The sequence below is a fragment of the Candidatus Planktophila dulcis genome (assembly GCF_002288225.1).
GTDB lineage: Bacteria > Actinomycetota > Actinomycetes > Nanopelagicales > Nanopelagicaceae > Planktophila > Planktophila dulcis.
On sequence record NZ_CP016777.1, the window covers coordinates 528923 to 547204 of the forward strand.

Below are 18282 nucleotides of genomic sequence, written 5' to 3' on the forward strand. Positions count from 1 at the left end.
CCACCATGGCTCATGCACTCTATACACAGTTAGATGGTAAACGGATTCTCGTTGCAGGTGCGGGTGTAACAGGAGCTGCGTGTGCTCGCGCATTGGCAAAACGTGGCTCGGTTGTCACCATCGTTGATGAAAAGGTAACCGAACTCGATGTTTTCACCATCATCACTCCAGAGCGTGTGAAATTTTCGAATTTCGATCTCTTATTGGTCTCACCCGGGTGGAGAGAAGATCATCCAGTAGTTGTTGCAGCTCGCACTGCGCGCATTGCGCTCATCAATGAAGTCGATCTTGCATGGAGCCTAAAGGCGCCAGGACAGAAGTGGCTTGCACTGACTGGCACTAATGGAAAGACTACAACGGTTGAACTTGCTGCTGCGATGTTGCGAAGTGGTGGGTTAACTGCCATAGCGTGTGGCAATGTCGGTACTACGGTCATTGAAGTCATCGAATCTACAGAAAAATATGACTACCTAGTTCTTGAACTCTCCTCCTTCCAACTTCATTGGTTAGAAGATGCTGAATTTGTCTCTTCAGCGGTGCTCAATATCGCCCAAGATCATCTTGATTGGCATGGAAGTTTTGATGCCTATGCCAAAGCCAAGTTATCTATCCTTGATAAATCCGCCACCGCAATCCTTAATAGCGATGATGGCGAAATCGTTCTGCGCACCACGCATTGGCAGGGGCGCAAAGTCTTCTTCTCACTGGATACCCCTTCCCCTGGTGAAATCGGAGTAGTCGAAGAACTCCTTGTCGATCGTGCATTTGTGGCAGACCCACAAGAGGCTGCGATGATTTGTGAGCTCATCGAGGTAACACCCACTGTTCCTCACAATGTTTCTAACGCACTTGCAGCAGCTGGCTTAGCCCGCACAGTTGGCGTGAGCCACGAAGATATTCGTATCGCCATCACAGAGTTCGCTCCTGGTCGTCATCGCATTGAAACGGTTCTAGAGCGCGATGGGATTACCTGGATTAATGATTCCAAGGCTACTAATCCACATGCAGCATCTGCAGCGATTATGTCCGCGCTCTCTGTCATCTGGATCGCAGGCGGTCTTGCTAAGGGCGCCGAGATGGGTGAGTTAGTTGAGCGGATTAAATCTCGCGTTCGCGTTGCAATTCTTATTGGTGAAGATCGTGAGCTTATTGCCAAGGAACTTACTGAGCATGCACCACAGATTGAAATCATTCGTGTAGATGCTCCTGCTGCTTACTCTAAAGGTGGAGAGAGCAATGCTCTGATGGAGAGTGTTATCCGCACTGCACATGAGCATGCCAAATCTGGGGACACCGTCCTGCTCGCGCCAGCGTGCGCATCGATGGACCAATTCATTTCTTATGGCGATCGCGGTGACCGCTTTAAATTAGCAGTAGAAAAGGTTGTTCGTGATGGCAAGTAAGACACAAGAGCGTTTCCTCGCAAAGCCGGTCAACCATCTCTATATGTTGCTTGTCAGCGCCGGTGCACTGACCTTCATCGGTTTGATTATGGTCTTCTCAGCCTCATCTATTCGCGCCATTGATACGCAAGGCAGTGCAATCTCTATTGTGCTTCGCCAGCTGCTCTTTGTTGCGGTCTCGATCCCGCTCGCTGGATATCTATCCAAGCTCTCACTGGCTAAGTGGGAGATCTTGGCACGTCTAGGTCTTGTGCTCTCTATTTCCCTGCTGGGACTACTTCTAATTCCTGGTTTAGGTAAGACTGTCAATGGAAATACAAACTGGATCAACCTTAAATACATCGATGTCCAGCCCAGTGAATTTGCAAAGTTTCTGATGATTTTATGGGCAAGCTATCTCCTTGCCCGTAAGGAGAAGGCAGGTCGTCATAACGTCAATGTCTTTGGATTGATTGGCCCAGGATTTCTCTTGATTATGGCGATGATTATGTATGGCCGTGATTTGGGAACAACATCGGTGATAGCAGCAATCCTTGCAGGCCTTCTCTTTGTCTCAGGCATTCAGCTGCGTCTCTTTGGTTGGATTACAGCAGCAGGTGCGCTAGTACTAGCTGGGCTGATTGCAACTTCTGGCTATCGTGCACAACGTTTCCTTGTCTTCCTTGATCCCTTTGCTCCCGAAGATTACAAATATGCAGGATGGCAACCAGCTCATAGCTTGCTCGGTCTTGCAAGTGGTGGCCTCTTCGGAGTGGGTCTTGGCGGAAGCAGGCAGAAGTGGGGCAATCTTGCCGAAGCTCACACTGACTTCATCTTCTCTGTCATTGGTGAAGAACTTGGGCTCGTTGGAACCTTAAGTGTTCTTATCTTGTTGGCAACATTGATTTACTCCATCTTCCGCATTGCACTGCGTGCTCAAGAACCAATGGTTCGCTATGCATGTGCTGGTATTGGTTGCTGGATCACTGTGCAGTCATTTTTGAATATTGGCTCTGCAACAAGCGTTCTTCCTGTTGTGGGAGTAACTCTTCCCTTAGTTTCATACGGTGGTTCCGCACTCGTGGCAACGCTCTGCGCTCTTGGTTTTGTTGCAGGAGCGGCTCTGCGTGATCCTGCAGTGCGAAAAGAAATAGTGAAGAAGCGCAAAGCATGACGCGAGTACTTTTTGCAGGTGGTGGCACGGCTGGCCATGTGGAGCCAGCTCTGGCTGTTGCACGTGCCTTCAGGGCAACGCATCCGGAATCAAAAATTTCCTTTGTGGGTACTCGCCAAGGACTTGAAGCGCGGTTAGTTCCTGAAGCAGGTTTTGATCTCCACTTTATTTCCAAAGTTCGTATTGCACGTCGACTTTCTCCATCTCTGCTTGGGGCACCATTTGCACTCCTTCGCTCTGTTGCGCAATCTGTTGCGCTGATGAGCAAAACCGATCTCGTTGTTGGTTTCGGGGGATATGTCTCAGCACCTGCATACCTTGCTGCAGCTCTCACTCGCACACCGATTGTTATTCATGAAGCAAATGCTCGCCCAGGTCTTGCCAATCGACTTGGCGCGCTCTTCACACCACACACCGCCATTGCCCATCCCATTGATTCCGGAAAGCTCTCACAGGCACTCCTTGCCGGTCTTCCACTGCGCGAAGATGTTGCCAGCGCATATCGCGCTGCATCACACAACTGGGAGCAGGCTCGTAGTTCAGCCAAGAGCGCACTTGGTTTTGATGCAGCCAAGCCACTGATCTTCATCTTTGGTGGATCACAAGGATCAGTTGCTTTAAATACAGTTATCGCAGATTCTCGTGCAGAGCTATGCGCTGATGGAATCCAGATTCTTCATGGAATAGGTGCTCGTAATCAAGCCCCTTCTGCAATAGATGGATATCAATCCCATGGATATATCGCCGATATGGCAACTGCATATTTAGCCGCGGATCTTGTGATCTCTCGAAGCGGTGCTGTGACATGTGCTGAGGTCAATACCTTAGGAAGATTTGCACTCTTTATTCCACTTCCGATTGGCAATGGAGAGCAAGAGCTCAATGCGCGAGCCCTAGTTTCTCAATCTCGTGCACGCATCCTTGCGCAAAGTGAGTTCACACCAACGTGGCTGAGTACACATATCAAGGAGCTACTCTCACAAAGCCGCACCGCGCCCATTGCAGGTTCTGATATCGATATCAACGCTGCATCTAAGATGGTCTCACTCATGGAACACGCGCTGCACGGAGGTAAGTAAGTGGATTCGCTGAAAGGCAAGAAGATTCACTTTATTGGTATCGGCGGTTCTGGCATGAGCGGTCTTGCTCGTATTGCTCTCTCTGATGGCATTTTGGTATCTGGCTCAGATGCCAAAGATTCTTCCGTTCTCCTTGCCCTTCGCGCCCTGGGCGCCGATGTGTATTCATCGCATGAGGCAGCACATGTTCAAGGCGCAGATGTTGTCATCTACTCAACTGCAATCTCCTCCTCTAATCCTGAGATGGCATATGCCGTTGAGCGATCTATTCCCATTCTTACTCGAGCACAAGCTCTCGCGCTATTGATGAAGGGCTCCACCAGTATCGCCGTTGCCGGCACACATGGAAAGACAACAACGTCTTCCATGATGACTGTGGCGCTGCAGGCATGTGGAGTCGATCCATCATTTGCCATCGGTGGAACTCTGACTGCATCTGGCTCCAATGCACACCGCGGAACAGGTAACTTCTTTGTCGCTGAAGCCGATGAATCAGATGGCTCCTTCATTGAATACAAGCCTCTTGCTGCCATCGTGACCAATATCGAACATGATCATGTCGATTTCTTCCATACGCCAGAGGCTGTGACTGAGGCTTTTGATTCCTTTGCAGCCACAATTTCACCCGATGGTTTCTTGGTCTATTGCGCAGATGATGCAGGCGCTATGCGACTTGGAACATCAGGACTGAAATGTGATGCCATCTCATATGGGCAGGCAGAAGGTGCTGACCTTCGCATCGATCAGATTGAACTAAAAGCTGCATCTTCATCTGCCCGCGTGATGTGGCGAGGCAGAGCAGTAGGCAATCTGGAGATGCAGATACCTGGCTATCACAATCTACTGAATGCAGCAGCCTGCGTTGCGATGGGCCTCTTACTTGAAATGCCTATCCATCAGCTTCTGGAGGGATTACATAACTTCCGTGGTGCAGGTCGCCGCTTTGAGTTAAAGGCAACAGAACATGGCATTCGCATCATTGATGACTATGGCCACCATCCCACAGAAATTACAGTGACTCTCAATACTGCGCGCAGGTATGCAGGAGATGGTCGAGTCCTTGTGATCTTCCAGCCCCATCGTTATTCGCGTACACAAGCGTTTATGGATGATTTCGCAACATCCCTGGATCTTGCAGATGATGTCACTCTGCTTGAAATCTATGCAGCAAGTGAGAAACCCATCCATGGAGTCTCCTCTGAACTCATTGCTGAGAAGATGAGCAAGGGCCATTTCATTCCAAACTTTGCAGCAGCTTCAGAGCGCATCATTGATATGGCTAAGCCTGGTGATGTGATCATCACCCTTGGTGCGGGAGATGTGAATTCTCTTGCTCCGATCATTGCCGAAGGGTTGCAACGTCGCTTTGCGTAATCTCTCCAAGGCTCCTCTTATCGGCGTATTGATCGCTGCACTCTTTGCAGGCCTTGTTTATCTCTTTGCCTGGTCTTCGATCTTTGCAGTCTCAACAATCTCCATCACAGGAGCTCCAACAACAGAGACTGAGAAAACCATTTCGCAGATCGCTGCAATCTCTCCTGGACAAAAGCTTGCACGAGTGGAACCCCGAGCGATAGCTCATCGCATTGAAGATCTGGCCTGGATTAAATCTGTTGAGATTTCACGTAATTGGATTAATGGCAAGGTGGAGATAGTCATAACCCCACGAACCCCGAGCGCCTATTTCAATGGATCAACAATGGATGCATCTGGAGCGATCTTTACCTTGCCAGGTTTTGAAGGGGCAGATCTGCCCCGGGTATCTGCCCCAACACCAGAGCTAGGGCTGTCGGCAACGGAGCTCTTTCAGAGCCTTCCTGAAGAATTTAAATCAAAGGTCATCTCACTGTCGGCACATAATCAATCCAATATTGCGATGCGGATCGCACTGGATGGAAAAGAGATCAAGGTGCTGTGGGGGACCAATGAGAAGAGCGCCCTGAAAATCGAAGTTATTAGCGCCCTTATTGCACTTGAAGAGAATAAGAACATCCGTCGTATTGATGTGAGTGCACCACATGCACCTATCGTGAAGTAATTGATCTGATTGCGAAATTTACTTTGCGAATATTTCTAGGCAAAAAAACTTTTCTATCTATCAAGTGTGGGTTGAGAAAATAGTTCGTGGCGGTCTTTGATTAGTACTTGGTAAGCGCATACGTTCCCCCCATCAAAGAGAGTAGAAATGTAATTCTCAAGTAGAGGTTTACAGTTCTAAAGGGGGACTCACGTGGCTGCACCACAGAATTACTTAGCTGTCATCAAAGTTGTCGGTATCGGCGGCGGCGGAGTAAATGCAATCAATCGCATGATTGATGTCGGATTAAAAGGCGTTGAGTTCATCGCTATCAATACTGATGCACAACATTTGTTAATGAGTGATGCAGATGTGAAATTAGATATTGGTCGTACATCAACAAAGGGTCTCGGTGCAGGTGCTGCTCCTGAAAAGGGAAGACAAGCTGCACTCGATCACACCGAAGAGATTGAAGAAATTCTTCGTGGAGCAGATATGGTCTTTGTTACTGCAGGAGAAGGTGGCGGAACCGGAACAGGTGGAGCTCCAATCGTTGCAAAGATTGCGCGCGATCTCGGTGCGCTGACTATCGGTGTTGTTACTAAGCCATTCTCATTTGAAGGAAAGATTCGCACACGTCAAGCAGATGAAGGAATTGAACTTCTGCGTGAACAAGTGGACACACTTATTGTTATTCCAAACGATCGCTTGCTTGCAATCTCAGATCGTTCGATTACAGCAGTCGATGCATTTAAGAGTGCAGATCAAGTTCTCCTCTCTGGTGTTCAAGGAATCACAGAGATCATTACTCAGCCAGGACTAATCAACCTCGACTTCGCAGATGTGAAGACTGTTATGACAGATGCAGGTTCTGCACTGATGGGAATTGGTTCAGCGCGTGGTGATAATCGCGCAACGAGAGCTGCAGAGCTAGCAATCTCAAGCCCACTCCTTGAAGCATCTATTGATGGCGCAATGGGAGTTCTTCTCTCTGTTGCAGGTGGCTCTGATCTTGGTCTCTTTGAAATTAACGAAGCGTGTGAACTTGTTCAGGCAGCTGCGCACCCAGATGCACGGATCATCTTTGGAACAACGATTGATGATGCACTCGGTGATGAAGTTCGAATCACTGTGATCGCTGCAGGCTTTGCTGGCGGAGAACCGAAGAAGGTTGTGATGCCGGTTATCAATGCAACAACTCTGGGTGGGGTGGCAGATCCCATTCCATCAAATGACCCACTCTCTGTGGCCCTTGACCTTGATTCAGCCCCGCGCAAGCGCATTACATTTGAAGAGCTCGTCTCTGAAGATGAAATTGATGTCCCAGATTTCATGAAGTAATTCACTTACTCAACCTTTATGAAGTATCGCTTTACCAATCGCACCGGTGGCGCAAGCTCCGGTGCTTTTGCATCTCTCAACCTTGGTACTCACGTCTTCGATGATCTGCCTACCGTTCTTGCTAATAGAGCACTACTTGCTGCGCAGGTTGGACCGATTCAGTACATGACTCAGGTGCATGGCAATCGCGTAGTAGTGATTGAAGAAGTAACGGATGAAGATCCCACTGCAGATGCGCTGGTGACTGGGATTCCTGGAATAAGCCTTGCAGTGCAGGTGGCAGATTGCATTCCACTTCTCTTGCACTCTGGCGAATCAGTTGCCGCGGTGCATGTCGGACGCAAAGGGCTAGTCAATGGTGTTGCACTTGCTGCTCTTGAAACTATGCGCGATATGGGCTCTAGCGAGATAACAGCAATCATCGGCCCATCTATTTGTGGCAACTGTTATGAAGTTTCTCAAGAAATTTATGACGAGGTTACTGCTCTGCACCCAGCTGCTGCTTCACGGACAGCTCAAGGAACTCCTGCACTCGATTTGCCTGCAGCCCTGCGAGTTCTGTTGGAAAGTCAGTCGATTTCCTTTATTGATGAATCTCGTTGCACACGTGAGAACGATGATCTTTACTCCTACCGTCGAGATGGCGTTACGGGCCGACAAACTGGAATCATTAGCTTATGAGCCGCCGTGATGAGTTAGCCGCCAACCTTGCGGCGGTGCAGGCGCGTATTTCCAATCCGGATGTGACTTTGATTGTGGTGACTAAGACTTATCCCGTTAGCGATGTGCAGATATTGAAGGAACTGGGAGTCAGTGAATTCGGTGAGAACCGCAATGAAGAAGGTCTTGAAAAGTCATCGGCAGTGGATGCAACTTGGCACTATCAGGGAGAGATTCAGAGCCGAAAGTTGCGAGATATAGCGCAGTGGGCAGATGTGATTCATTCACTTGATACAGCAAGCCACATCACAAAGCTTGATTCTGTTGCCACATCCAGCATTGATATTTTCCTTCAACTATCCCTTGATGGAGATCCATCGCGTGGGGGAGTCATTGAATCTGACCTACCAGTCCTTGCAGATGCAGTCCTTGCATCCTCTCATCTGAATTTGAAGGGACTGATGTGTGTGCCACCGGTGGCTCTAGAACCCCGGACTGCATTTATTGAAATCGCTGCAATTCATCGACGATTTATCGGTGCTTTTCCAGCTGCACAATCGCTTTCTGCAGGGATGTCAGGGGACTATGAAATCGCCATTGATTGCGGTGCGACACATATCCGCGTTGGTAGCTCAATCCTCGGCTCTCGCACAGCCCGCTAGTAACCTAGTCATATGTCAGCACTCAATAAAATGATGGGCTTCCTTGGCCTCGTCGATTCAGATGAAGAGACCACAGTTTCAGAAGCCCCAGCTCGAACTGCAGTCGCACGTCCAAGTCGCGAACGCACCGGAGTAACAGTCCTTGGTTCACATTCATCAGCAACACAACCTGCGATGATCGAAGAACCAGCTTCTTACAACATCATCACTTTGCAACCACGTTCTTACTCTGAGGCTCGCAAAGTTGGTGAGTACTACCGCGAAGGCAATCCAGTGATCATCAATCTCGATGACATGGAAGAGTCAGAGCGCAAGCGCCTCGTTGATTTTTCAAGCGGTCTTGTCTTTGGTCTGCACGGACGCATCGAACGCATCAGTCTTAAGGTTTTCTTGCTCTCACCAGCAAATGTTTCTGTGAGCAATGAAGATAAGACAGCTGCTCAGGCAAGCTTCTTCAACCAGAGCTGACCTGCTGCATGCTCTCTTCAATACTGATTCAACTTCTGGGTCTCTTTAAACTCGTTCTCTTTGCTCGCATCATTATCGATTACGTTCGGATGTTTGCACGTAATTGGAAACCTAATGCGATCTTCTTAGGTCTCTTTGAGATTGTCTACTCAATTACAGATAGACCGATGAAATTTGTCCAGCGCTTTGTGCCGCCACTTCGCCTAGGTGGCGTGGCAATTGATCTCTCTTTCATCGTGCTCTTGATTGCAATCAATATTGCTCAAGTAGCGATAAACGTCTTGCTCTAAGAGCTAAGCTTTTTTCAGCACAACTCCCACGCCAAGTTCATTCTCTTCTTGCGCCACGGAAGAATCGTGTTCAAAGGAGAGGGCAAGAACTTCATCTGCAATGTGGGATGCGCTAGCTGTAATCGTTGCTACTAATTCAGCAGGTGCATTCCATCGGACTGATATGCGATCTGAGATATCAAAGCCATCACTCTTGCGACGCTCTTGAATAAGTCTGATTACTTCGCGAACCTGGCCTGATGCAATCAGCTCTGGGGTGAGTGCAAGATCGAGAGCAACGCTTTCCCCATCATGACTTGCAACCATCCAGCCACTCTTTGGAACTTCTGTCACAACAAGATCATCGAGGTCGATGGAAAAATCACCGAGTGTGGCTGAGCCTGAGGTGCGAAGCCCCTTCACAAGAGCTGTCGCATCCGTTGCGGCAATCAGCTTTGCAACATCCTGCACAGCTTTGCCGTATTTAGCACCGAGTGATTTGAAGTTTGCTTTGACTGAGATATCAACGAGATCTCCATCTGCATCGGCAATATCTTGAAGATCAAGAACATTGAGCTCATCAGAGATCTGTTCCTTCATATCTGTTGGCAGTGATGACCATCCTTGTGCTGAGATGAGTGCACGCTGGAGAGGCTGGCGAATCTTGATGGCAGATTCTGCGCGAGCTGCGCGTCCAAGTTCTACAACACGTCTTGTCATTGCTACTTGTTCATTGAGTTTGGTATCAACAAGGGATGAATTGGAAACTGGGAAATCTGTGAGGTGAACAGATGCCGCAGCTCCAGAATCTGCAGGACGTACTAATACCTGCCATGTGTGCTCTGCGATGAAGGGAACCATGGGCGCAAGAAGTTGCGTCACTGTTGTCAGGCACTCATGCAAGGTGGCAAGGGCTGCAACATCGCCATCCCAGAATCGCCGGCGCGAGCGTCGCACATACCAATTTGATAAGTCATCGATAAAGCGAGCTAAGACCTTTCCTGCATTCTGTGAGTCAAAGTCGTTATAGGACTTATCGACATCTGCAATGAGGGCATTGAGTTCACTGATAATCCACTGATCCATCATGGATCGATCTTTCAGTGCTGGACTCTGTGAAAGATTGAAGTTAGAAGCTTCTGCATAGAGTGCATGGAAGGAGATGGTGTTCCAGTAAGTCAGAAGCGTTTTGCGCACAACATCAGAGATTGCATCGTGGCCCACGCGGCGTGCAGACCATGGAGAGCCAGCTGCGAGCATGTACCAACGGACAGCATCTGCGCCATGTTGATCCATAAGGGAAATTGGTTCAAGAACATTGCCTAAGTGCTTACTCATCTTGCGACCATCTTTATCAAGGATGTGGCCAAGGCAGAGAACGCTCTTATAAGAACTTTCATCAAAGACGAGAGTTCCAATAGTCATCAAGGTATAGAACCAACCGCGGGTCTGATCGATTGCTTCACAGATGAAGTCAGCAGGGTATGCAGCCTTGAACTTCTCAACAGAACCTGGCTTATGTGGATAGCCCCACTGTGCAAAAGGCATTGCACCTGAGTCATACCAGCAGTCAATGACTTCAGGAACGCGAGTCATTGTTGATGAACACTCAGCACATGCAAAGGTAATGTCATCGACAAAGGGACGGTGAGGATCAAGGTTGCTGAGCTCTTGGCCGGCAAGGGATCCCAACTCTTTGAGTGAATCAACACAAACTTCATGCTTATTTTCACAGCGCCAGATGGGAAGGGGAGTTCCCCAATAACGATTACGAGAAAGAGCCCAGTCGATATTGTTATTGAGCCAATCACCATAGCGACCAGTTTTGATTGTCTCTGGATGCCAATCAGTCTTCTGGTTTTCGCGGATCAATTCATCTTTGATTGAAGTTGTGCGGATATACCAAGAAGGTTGTGCGTAATAGATAAGTGCCGTGTGACAGCGCCAGCAATGTGGATATTCGTGCTCGTATGGCTGGTGCTTATAGAGCGCACCTGATGCTTTGAGGTCCTTTACCAAAGGCTTATCTGCCTCCTTAAAGAACATTCCACCCACAACAGGAGTCTCTGCAAGAAAAGTTCCATCTGGTGCAATGGGATTTACAACAGGTAGTCCATAGGAGCGACATACAAGTAAGTCATCTGCTCCGAATGCGGGGGATTGATGAACGAGTCCTGTTCCATCTTCAGTAGTCACATATGTTGCAAGGACGATGAAGTGCGAATCTGGAATATCAAGGTAATCAAAGGGGCGCTTATATGTGGTGCGCTCCAGATCTTTACCCTTGATGGTCTTAAGGATTTCATGCTCGCCTGCAACCTTGGAAAGAAGCGGTTGGGCAACAACAAGGACTTCACTTACTTCTTCAACAGTTGCCTTCACAACTACGTAATCCACATCAGGGTGGACAGCGACTGCGGTATTTGAGACAAGTGTCCATGGAGTTGTTGTCCACACGAGGAAGGATGCTTTGAGTTCTGCTAGCTCTCCTGATGTTGCAGGAAAGCGAACGAAGACAGATGGATCAGTAACAGTTTCATATCCTTGTGAAAGTTCGTGGTCTGAAAGACCTGTCCCACAACGAGGGCAATATGGTGCAACGCGATGGTCTTGAACGAGAAGACCTTTCTTCCAAATCTCTTTCAAACTCCACCAGACGCTCTCCACATATTCTGGAGCCATCGTCCAATAGGCTTGATCGAAATCAACCCAGAAGCCCATACGCTCTGTCATAGTGGTAAATGCATCAACGTGACGGGTTACAGATTCGCGGCACTTATCGTTAAATGGTGCGATGCCATATTTTTCGATATCGCCTTTGCCTGCAAAACCAAGTTCCTTCTCTACTGCAATCTCAACAGGAAGTCCGTGACAATCCCACCCGGCTTTACGTGTGACGTATTTGCCCTTCATTGTTTGATAGCGAGGAAATACATCCTTAAATACGCGCGCCTCAATATGGTGTGTGCCGGGCATTCCATTTGCGGTGGGAGGGCCTTCATAAAAAGTCCAAGGAGTTCCACCAGCGCGAGATTCAGTGCTCTTATGGAAGATGTCATTCTCGCGCCAGAAATCTAGAATCGAATGTTCCATTGCAGGAAGATCGATCGCGGCAGGGATTGCGCGAAATGGTGATGACATAAAAAATCCTCCAAGAAGTAAGACTCTCTTGGAGGGACGAAGCTTGAGAGCTTCGCGGTACCACCCGCCTTGTATCGAAAAGCTGCTGCTATCGATACCTCTTTATTACTTACATTCAGCTGGTTCTACCCCACCTCAAAGAGGCGGATCTTCCAGCGTGCTCCGAAGGTGATGGCCTCATCAACGCACATTTCCTGCAAGGTCTTGCATGCGAAGTCTAAACCATGCGTGGCAAAGTTGGTTACGAGGGCAAAAACGCATAAGGTGCGCGGCGTGCCAGGAAAAAAGGTAGTGAAGAAGGCGGCTAAGAAAGCCCCTGCCAAGAAGGCACCTGCAAAAAAGGTTGCAAAGAAGACTCCTGCGAAGAAAGTTGCAAAGAAAGCTGTAGCCAAGAAGGCAGCTAAGAAGGCGCCTGCAAAGAAGGTTGCCAAGAAAGCTCCTGCGAAGAAATCAATTCCCGTTAAGAAGGCGCCTGTATCTAAATCACATGGCCGTCCCTTCCCATCCAAGATTGGTAAGACAACTCTTACCGTTGATGAAAAGTCTCAGACAGTCTCAGTAGCAACTGTTGTTGCGCCATCTGCAGCCCCGGTTGTTGAAGAGCGTCGTTTAGTAATGCCACCACCACCACGACCTGTGAAGAGTGGAAAGAAAGTTGCACCACTAAAGCCCATCAAGGCTGCGCCAACACCTGTGACAGCTGATGCCAATGAAGCGCCATGGACAGCTGCTGAACTTAAATCAGTCCGCACAGAAATCTCTTCAGATCTTGAACGTCTGCGCCATGAACTTGCAGTTGTAGAACGCGAGATGGATGAGTTGATTGCTGATTCTGGTGAAGGTGCTGGAGATGACCAAGCAGATTCAGGAACGAAGACATTCGAACGCGAACACGAGATGTCACTTGTTATTAATGCCCGTGACATGGTGCTGCAGACAGAGCGCGCTCTTGAGCGCATCGATGCCAAGACATATGGAAATTGTGAAGATTGTGGATCAGCAATTGGTAAGGCACGTCTTCAGGTATTTCCTCGCGCAACCTTGTGCATGATCTGCAAGCAGAAGGAAGAGCGGCGCTAAAGTGCGCCGATTGTTCGCAACTGCGTGGACTATCTGGCTCTTTGATTTTGCAACAAAGACGTGGGCCCTAGCTTCGCTCTCATCTGAACCTCGAAAGATACTTGGTTCTTTTCTTCAATTTACTCTGGTTCATAATCCTGGTGCAGCATTTAGCATTGCTACAGGATTCACTCTCGCTTTCTCACTTCTAGCTCTCGCAGTCGTAGTTGCCGTCATTTACTTCGCACCTAAGATCACATCAGGTGGATGGCAGCTCACTATTGGCCTTCTTCTTGGGGGAGTTCTTGGCAATCTCACCGATCGCATCTTCCGTGAGCCATCATTTTTAAACGGTCATGTGATTGATTGGATTCAAATACCCTCTTGGCCCGTCTTTAACATTGCAGATAGCGCTATTTGTGTTGCTGCTTTCATCGCCTTTGTCTTATCGCTGAGAAATGTCCCACCCATTACACGGGTAGGGTAGCTACATATGACACGAGAACTCAGACAGTTAACTGTCCCTGAAGGCGTTGCAGGTGAGCGCATTGATAGCGCTTTGACGCGCGTTCTGGGTCTGTCTCGTACATCTATCGTCAAACTTCTCGAAGATGGTGATATCACTACAGATAATCGCGCCATGCAGAAGTCAGATCGCGTTGCAGCAGGCCAACTCATTGAAGTATTGATGCCAGCTCCTGTGAATCAAGATCCGATTCCACTGACTCCACTTGAGGGACTCACTGTTGTCTATAACGATGATGACATTGTGGTTATTGATAAGCCTGTGGGGTGCGCAGCGCACCCAAGTCCAGGATGGATGGGACCCACCGTTGTTGGCGCTCTCATGGCAGCCGGTTACACAATCTCCACATCAGGACCTGCTGAGCGCGCTGGAGTAGTTCATCGCCTCGATGCAGGAACTTCTGGCTTGATGATCATTGCTAAGACGGAAAACTCATATTTGAAATTGAAAGAGATGTTTCGTGCACATGATGTGGAGAAGACTTATCACGCACTTGTTCAGGGACATATGGATCCTTCGACAGGAACGATTGATGCACCGATTGATCGCCATCCGAAGGAAGATCATCGCTTTGCAGTTGTGGCAACAGGCAAAGAGAGCATTACTCATTATGAAGTCATCGAGTATTACCGCTCTGTCTCCCTTGTAAAGGTTGAACTAGAGACTGGGCGCACACATCAGATTCGCGTGCACTTCTCAGCACTCGGCCATCCGCTGGTGGGGGATACGACATATGGAGCAGATCCTGTACTTGGTAAGAAGATGAAGATGTCTCGACCTTGGCTTCATGCTCTTGAACTTCGTTTCAACCATCCCATTAATGGAAATCCTCTTGTGCTCACAGCGCCATACCCAGCCGACCTCCAGGCATCTCTGGCGTTGCTATCGGATGCAGTTCTGCCTTAGGCGCTAATGTTGCGCCACCATGTCATCTGAAGATTTTTCAGCTTCACGGGCATCGACGCAAGACTCTTTTGTACATCTTCATGTGCATACCGAGTACTCGATGCTCGATGGTGCCGCGCGCGTTGGAGATCTGGTAAATGAAGTAGCTCGCCAAGAAATGCCGGCGATTGCGATGACAGATCACGGAAATGTTTTCGGAGCATTTGATTTCTATAAGCAGGCGACAAAAGCAGGCGTTAAACCCATCATCGGAATCGAAGCCTATGTAGCACCTGAATCACGTTTTGATAAGAAGCGTGTGCAGTGGGCTGATGGCGGAGAAGATGATGTCTCTGGTGGCGGTGCATATACCCACATGACGATTTTGGCTGAGAATAATGTCGGCCTTGCCAATCTCTACAAATTATCTTCCCTTGCATCCCTTGAAGGTTATTACTACAAGCCACGTATGGATCGCGAGCTCATCTCGCGCCATGCTGATGGATTGATTGCAACAACAGGATGTCCTGGCGGTGAGATTCAAACTCGCCTTCGCATGGGCAATTACAAAGAGGCCATGCGAGCAGCAAGTGATTACCGAGACATATTCGGTGCCGATAACTTCTTCCTAGAGCTGATGGATCACCAGATTGATATCGAAACTCGCGTTAAGGATGATCTCCTCAAGTTGGCTAAAGAACTCAAGCTTCCATTGCTTGCAACTAACGATCTTCACTACACGCGATATGAAGATGCTGCAGCTCACGCTGCCCTGCTCTGCGTGCAATCAGGTTCCACTTTGGCAGATCCCAAGCGCTTTAAATTCGATAATGATGAGTTCTATCTCAAGACCCCTGCGCAGATGCGCGAGCTCTTTAAAGATATCCCTGAATCATGCGATAACACGCTGCTGATTGCTGAACGTTGTAACGTCACACTTCGCGAAAATGAGAACTTGCTTCCAGCATTTGGAGTTCCTGAAGGGGAGACCGAAGATTCTTGGCTACGTAAAGAATCGGTGCGCGGACTCCTTGAGAAGATGGGCGATAGAGCAACTGAGGAATATCGCACGCGTTTGCAATATGAACTCGATGTCATGGTCAAGATGGGCTTTCCTGGTTACTTCCTTGTTGTGGCAGACCTTGTGGGACATGCAAAGAAGGTGGGAATTCGCGTTGGTCCAGGTCGAGGATCAGCAGCAGGATCTCTTGTTGCATATTCATTAGGAATTACAGGACTTGATCCGATTGAGCATGGACTCTTGTTTGAGCGATTCCTTAATCCAGAACGTATTTCAATGCCTGATATCGACCTCGACTTCGATGAACGTCGCCGCTCAGAAATGATTCGTTATGCGACAGAGAAATATGGTGAGGACCGTGTTGCACAGATCATTACCTACGGAACGATTAAATCTAAGCAATCTCTGAAAGATGCAACGCGCGTTCTTGGTTTTCCATACGCTATTGGTGAGAAGTTAACGAAAGCCCTTCCACCATCTGTCATGGGTAAAGACATCACTTTGTCTGGAATCTTTGACTCTGGGGATACACGCCATGGTGAAGCAGGCGAATTCCGCCAACTCTACGAAACTGATCCTGACTCCAAGCGCGTTGTTGATTTAGCTAAGGGCCTTGAAGGCCTCAAGCGTCAATGGGGAGTGCATGCTGCTGGTGTCATTCTCTCTCGTGAGCCACTTCTTGATGTGATTCCCATCCATCGCCGTGAAGCAGATGGCGCCATCATCACGCAATTTGATATGGGCGCATGTGAAGCAACAGGGTTGCTCAAGATGGACTTCCTAGGGCTTCGCAACCTCTCTGTTCTCGATGATGCACTGCTTAATATCAAGGCGAATAAAGATATTGATGTAGTCCTTGAAGATTTGCCACTCAGTGATCAAAAGACATTCGAACTTCTCTCTCGCGGTGACACACTCGGAGTCTTTCAGCTCGACGGTGGACCGATGCGCGCACTTCTGCGCAGCATGTCACCTGACTCTTTTGCAGATATCTCAGCTGTGATTGCTCTCTATCGCCCGGGACCTATGGGTGAGAATTCACATAATAACTATGCAGATCGTAAGAATGGTCGCAAACCCGTTGAGCCAATTCACCCTGAGCTATCAGAGCCGCTACAAGAAATTCTTGGTAGTACATATGGACTCATTGTCTATCAAGAGCAGGTAATGGCTATTGCCCAGAAAGTTGCGGGCTTTACTCTCGGTCGCGCAGATTTACTTCGTAAGGCTATGGGTAAGAAGAATAAAGAGATTCTTGATAAGGAATACATCCCCTTTGAAGCTGGCATGAAAGAGAATGGCTTCTCAGTCAGCGCCATCAAACGTCTCTGGGAAGTTTTGATTCCCTTCTCTGATTACGCATTTAACCGCGCACACAGCGCCGGCTATGGCGTTGTCTCCTTCTGGACTGCATACCTGAAAGCAAATTACCCCACTGAATATATGGCTGCGCTATTAACAAGTGTGCGCGATGATAAAGATAAATCCGCGCTCTATCTCTCTGAGTGTCGCCGTATGGGAATCAAAGTCCTGCCACCTGATGTCAATGAATCTGATGCTGAATACACACCACGTGGAGTAGATATTCGCTTTGGCCTTGCTGCGATTCGTAATGTGGGCGAGGGTGTTGTTGCTTCAGTGAAAGCATCACGCGCCAGCAAAGGTGCCTTTACATCATTTGGTGATTTCCTTGCCAAAGTTGATGCCAACGTCTGCAATAAGAAGACTATTGAATCCCTGATTAAGGCCGGTGCATTTGATTCACTTGAGCATCCACGTAAGGGGCTGATGGCAATACACCTGGAGGCAATTGATTCAGTGATTGAGACTAAGCGCGCTGAAGCAATTGGTCAGTTTGATCTCTTTGGTGGAGATTCAATTTCGCAAGTGGCAAGTCTTGATATTGAGATTCCGGCAACTGAATGGGATAAGTCAACACTTCTTACCTTTGAGCGCGAGATGTTAGGTCTCTATGTTTCAGATCATCCACTTCTTGGCGTGGAACATGTGTTGCGATCACATACAGATATGACTATTAGCCAACTTCTGGAAGATGGACCACAAGATGGCATGGTCACCATCGGTGGATTGATTACAGGTATCCAGCGCAAAGTCTCACGGCAGGGCGCTTCATGGGCTGTTGTTAACGTTGAAGATCTTGAAGGAGCTATCGAAGTTCTCTTCTTCTCCAATACCTATAACCAATATGCGCTCTCTCTTACTGAAGATCGCGTTGTTGTTGTTCGCGGACGCTTCTCTCGCACAGATGAACAAGTGCGATTTACTGCACTTGAAATGAAGATGCCAGATATCTCAGCAGCTCCGATGGGACCGCTTTTGATCTCACTTCCGGCTGCACAAGTAACTCCACCTATTGTCGATCGCATCAAGGAAATCTTGCGTTCACATCCTGGAAAGCGTGAAGTGCATCTTCAAGTCATTGATCAGCAGAAGTCGACAACGATGAAAATTGATGCACTCGTCACATCTTCGCCAAGTTTGAGCGCAGATCTCAAGGCGATACTTGGCCCAGACTGTTTGGTTCGCATCTAACTCACCAGTATTGCTGGGAAAAATCAGGTCTCATCACATCGCCTG

Annotated in this window: 15 protein-coding genes; 14 read left to right on the plus strand and 1 reads right to left on the minus strand. The window is 48.4% G+C overall.

Annotation, left to right across the window (positions count from 1 at the left end):
• Positions 1-5 precede the first annotated feature (5 nt).
• From murD to A1sIIA65_RS02770, 10 genes are all read left to right on the plus strand, one after another.
• Complete coding sequence (gene murD / locus A1sIIA65_RS02725; protein ID WP_095676060.1) at positions 6-1403, plus strand: UDP-N-acetylmuramoyl-L-alanine--D-glutamate ligase; 1398 nt, start codon at positions 6-8, stop codon at positions 1401-1403.
• Positions 1393-2556 (plus strand): putative lipid II flippase FtsW, encoded by a 1164-nt coding sequence (ftsW, locus tag A1sIIA65_RS02730; protein WP_095676061.1) that lies wholly within the window; start codon positions 1393-1395, stop codon positions 2554-2556. The genes murD and ftsW overlap by 11 nt, the downstream gene beginning before the upstream one ends.
• Complete coding sequence (locus tag A1sIIA65_RS02735; RefSeq protein ID WP_095676062.1) at positions 2553-3635, plus strand: UDP-N-acetylglucosamine--N-acetylmuramyl-(pentapeptide) pyrophosphoryl-undecaprenol N-acetylglucosamine transferase; 1083 nt, start codon at positions 2553-2555, stop codon at positions 3633-3635. The genes ftsW and A1sIIA65_RS02735 overlap by 4 nt, the downstream gene beginning before the upstream one ends.
• The gene (murC, locus tag A1sIIA65_RS02740) at positions 3636-5009 is read left to right on the plus strand and encodes a UDP-N-acetylmuramate--L-alanine ligase (RefSeq protein WP_095676063.1); all 1374 of its coding nucleotides are present in this window, start codon (positions 3636-3638) and stop codon (positions 5007-5009) included.
• On the plus strand, positions 5002-5673 hold the full coding sequence (locus A1sIIA65_RS02745; RefSeq protein ID WP_095676064.1) for a cell division protein FtsQ/DivIB: 672 nt from the start codon (positions 5002-5004) through the stop codon (positions 5671-5673). Before murC ends, A1sIIA65_RS02745 begins: the two co-directional genes overlap by 8 nt.
• Before the next feature lie 192 nt (positions 5674-5865).
• The gene (gene ftsZ, locus A1sIIA65_RS02750; RefSeq protein ID WP_095676065.1) at positions 5866-6993 is read left to right on the plus strand and encodes a cell division protein FtsZ; all 1128 of its coding nucleotides are present in this window, start codon (positions 5866-5868) and stop codon (positions 6991-6993) included.
• An 18-nt stretch (positions 6994-7011) separates the two neighbouring features.
• A complete protein-coding gene (gene pgeF, locus A1sIIA65_RS02755; RefSeq protein WP_095676066.1) occupies positions 7012-7674 on the plus strand; it encodes a peptidoglycan editing factor PgeF in 663 nt (220 codons plus the stop codon).
• The gene (locus tag A1sIIA65_RS02760) at positions 7671-8315 is read left to right on the plus strand and encodes a YggS family pyridoxal phosphate-dependent enzyme (protein ID WP_095676067.1); all 645 of its coding nucleotides are present in this window, start codon (positions 7671-7673) and stop codon (positions 8313-8315) included. Before pgeF ends, A1sIIA65_RS02760 begins: the two co-directional genes overlap by 4 nt.
• Before the next feature lie 12 nt (positions 8316-8327).
• Positions 8328-8783, plus strand: coding sequence for a cell division protein SepF (locus A1sIIA65_RS02765; protein ID WP_095676068.1), 456 nt, complete (start codon positions 8328-8330; stop codon positions 8781-8783).
• Positions 8784-8791: 8 nt separating this feature from the next.
• Positions 8792-9073, plus strand: coding sequence for a YggT family protein (locus A1sIIA65_RS02770; RefSeq protein WP_095676069.1), 282 nt, complete (start codon positions 8792-8794; stop codon positions 9071-9073).
• A 3-nt stretch (positions 9074-9076) separates the two neighbouring features.
• On the opposite strand, the gene ileS is transcribed toward A1sIIA65_RS02770, so the two are convergent.
• On the minus strand, positions 9077-12193 hold the full coding sequence (ileS, locus tag A1sIIA65_RS02775) for an isoleucine--tRNA ligase (RefSeq protein ID WP_095676070.1): 3117 nt from the start codon (positions 12191-12193) through the stop codon (positions 9077-9079).
• Between the two features lie 273 nt (positions 12194-12466).
• Here ileS and A1sIIA65_RS02780 point away from each other — a divergent pair, with 273 nt between their 5' ends.
• The 4 genes from A1sIIA65_RS02780 to dnaE are packed head-to-tail and all read left to right on the plus strand — an operon-like array spanning position 12467 to position 18237.
• Positions 12467-13273 (plus strand): TraR/DksA family transcriptional regulator, encoded by an 807-nt coding sequence (locus tag A1sIIA65_RS02780; protein WP_223298555.1) that lies wholly within the window; start codon positions 12467-12469, stop codon positions 13271-13273.
• Position 13274: 1 nt separating this feature from the next.
• Positions 13275-13739: a signal peptidase II gene (lspA, locus tag A1sIIA65_RS02785; protein ID WP_095676071.1), complete on the plus strand. Its 465-nt coding sequence runs from the start codon at positions 13275-13277 to the stop codon at positions 13737-13739.
• Positions 13740-13745: 6 nt separating this feature from the next.
• Complete coding sequence (locus tag A1sIIA65_RS02790) at positions 13746-14684, plus strand: RluA family pseudouridine synthase (RefSeq protein WP_095676072.1); 939 nt, start codon at positions 13746-13748, stop codon at positions 14682-14684.
• A 19-nt stretch (positions 14685-14703) separates the two neighbouring features.
• Positions 14704-18237, plus strand: a complete 3534-nt coding sequence (dnaE, locus tag A1sIIA65_RS02795; protein WP_095676073.1) for a DNA polymerase III subunit alpha — start codon at positions 14704-14706, stop codon at positions 18235-18237.
• Positions 18238-18282: the final 45 nt, after the last annotated feature.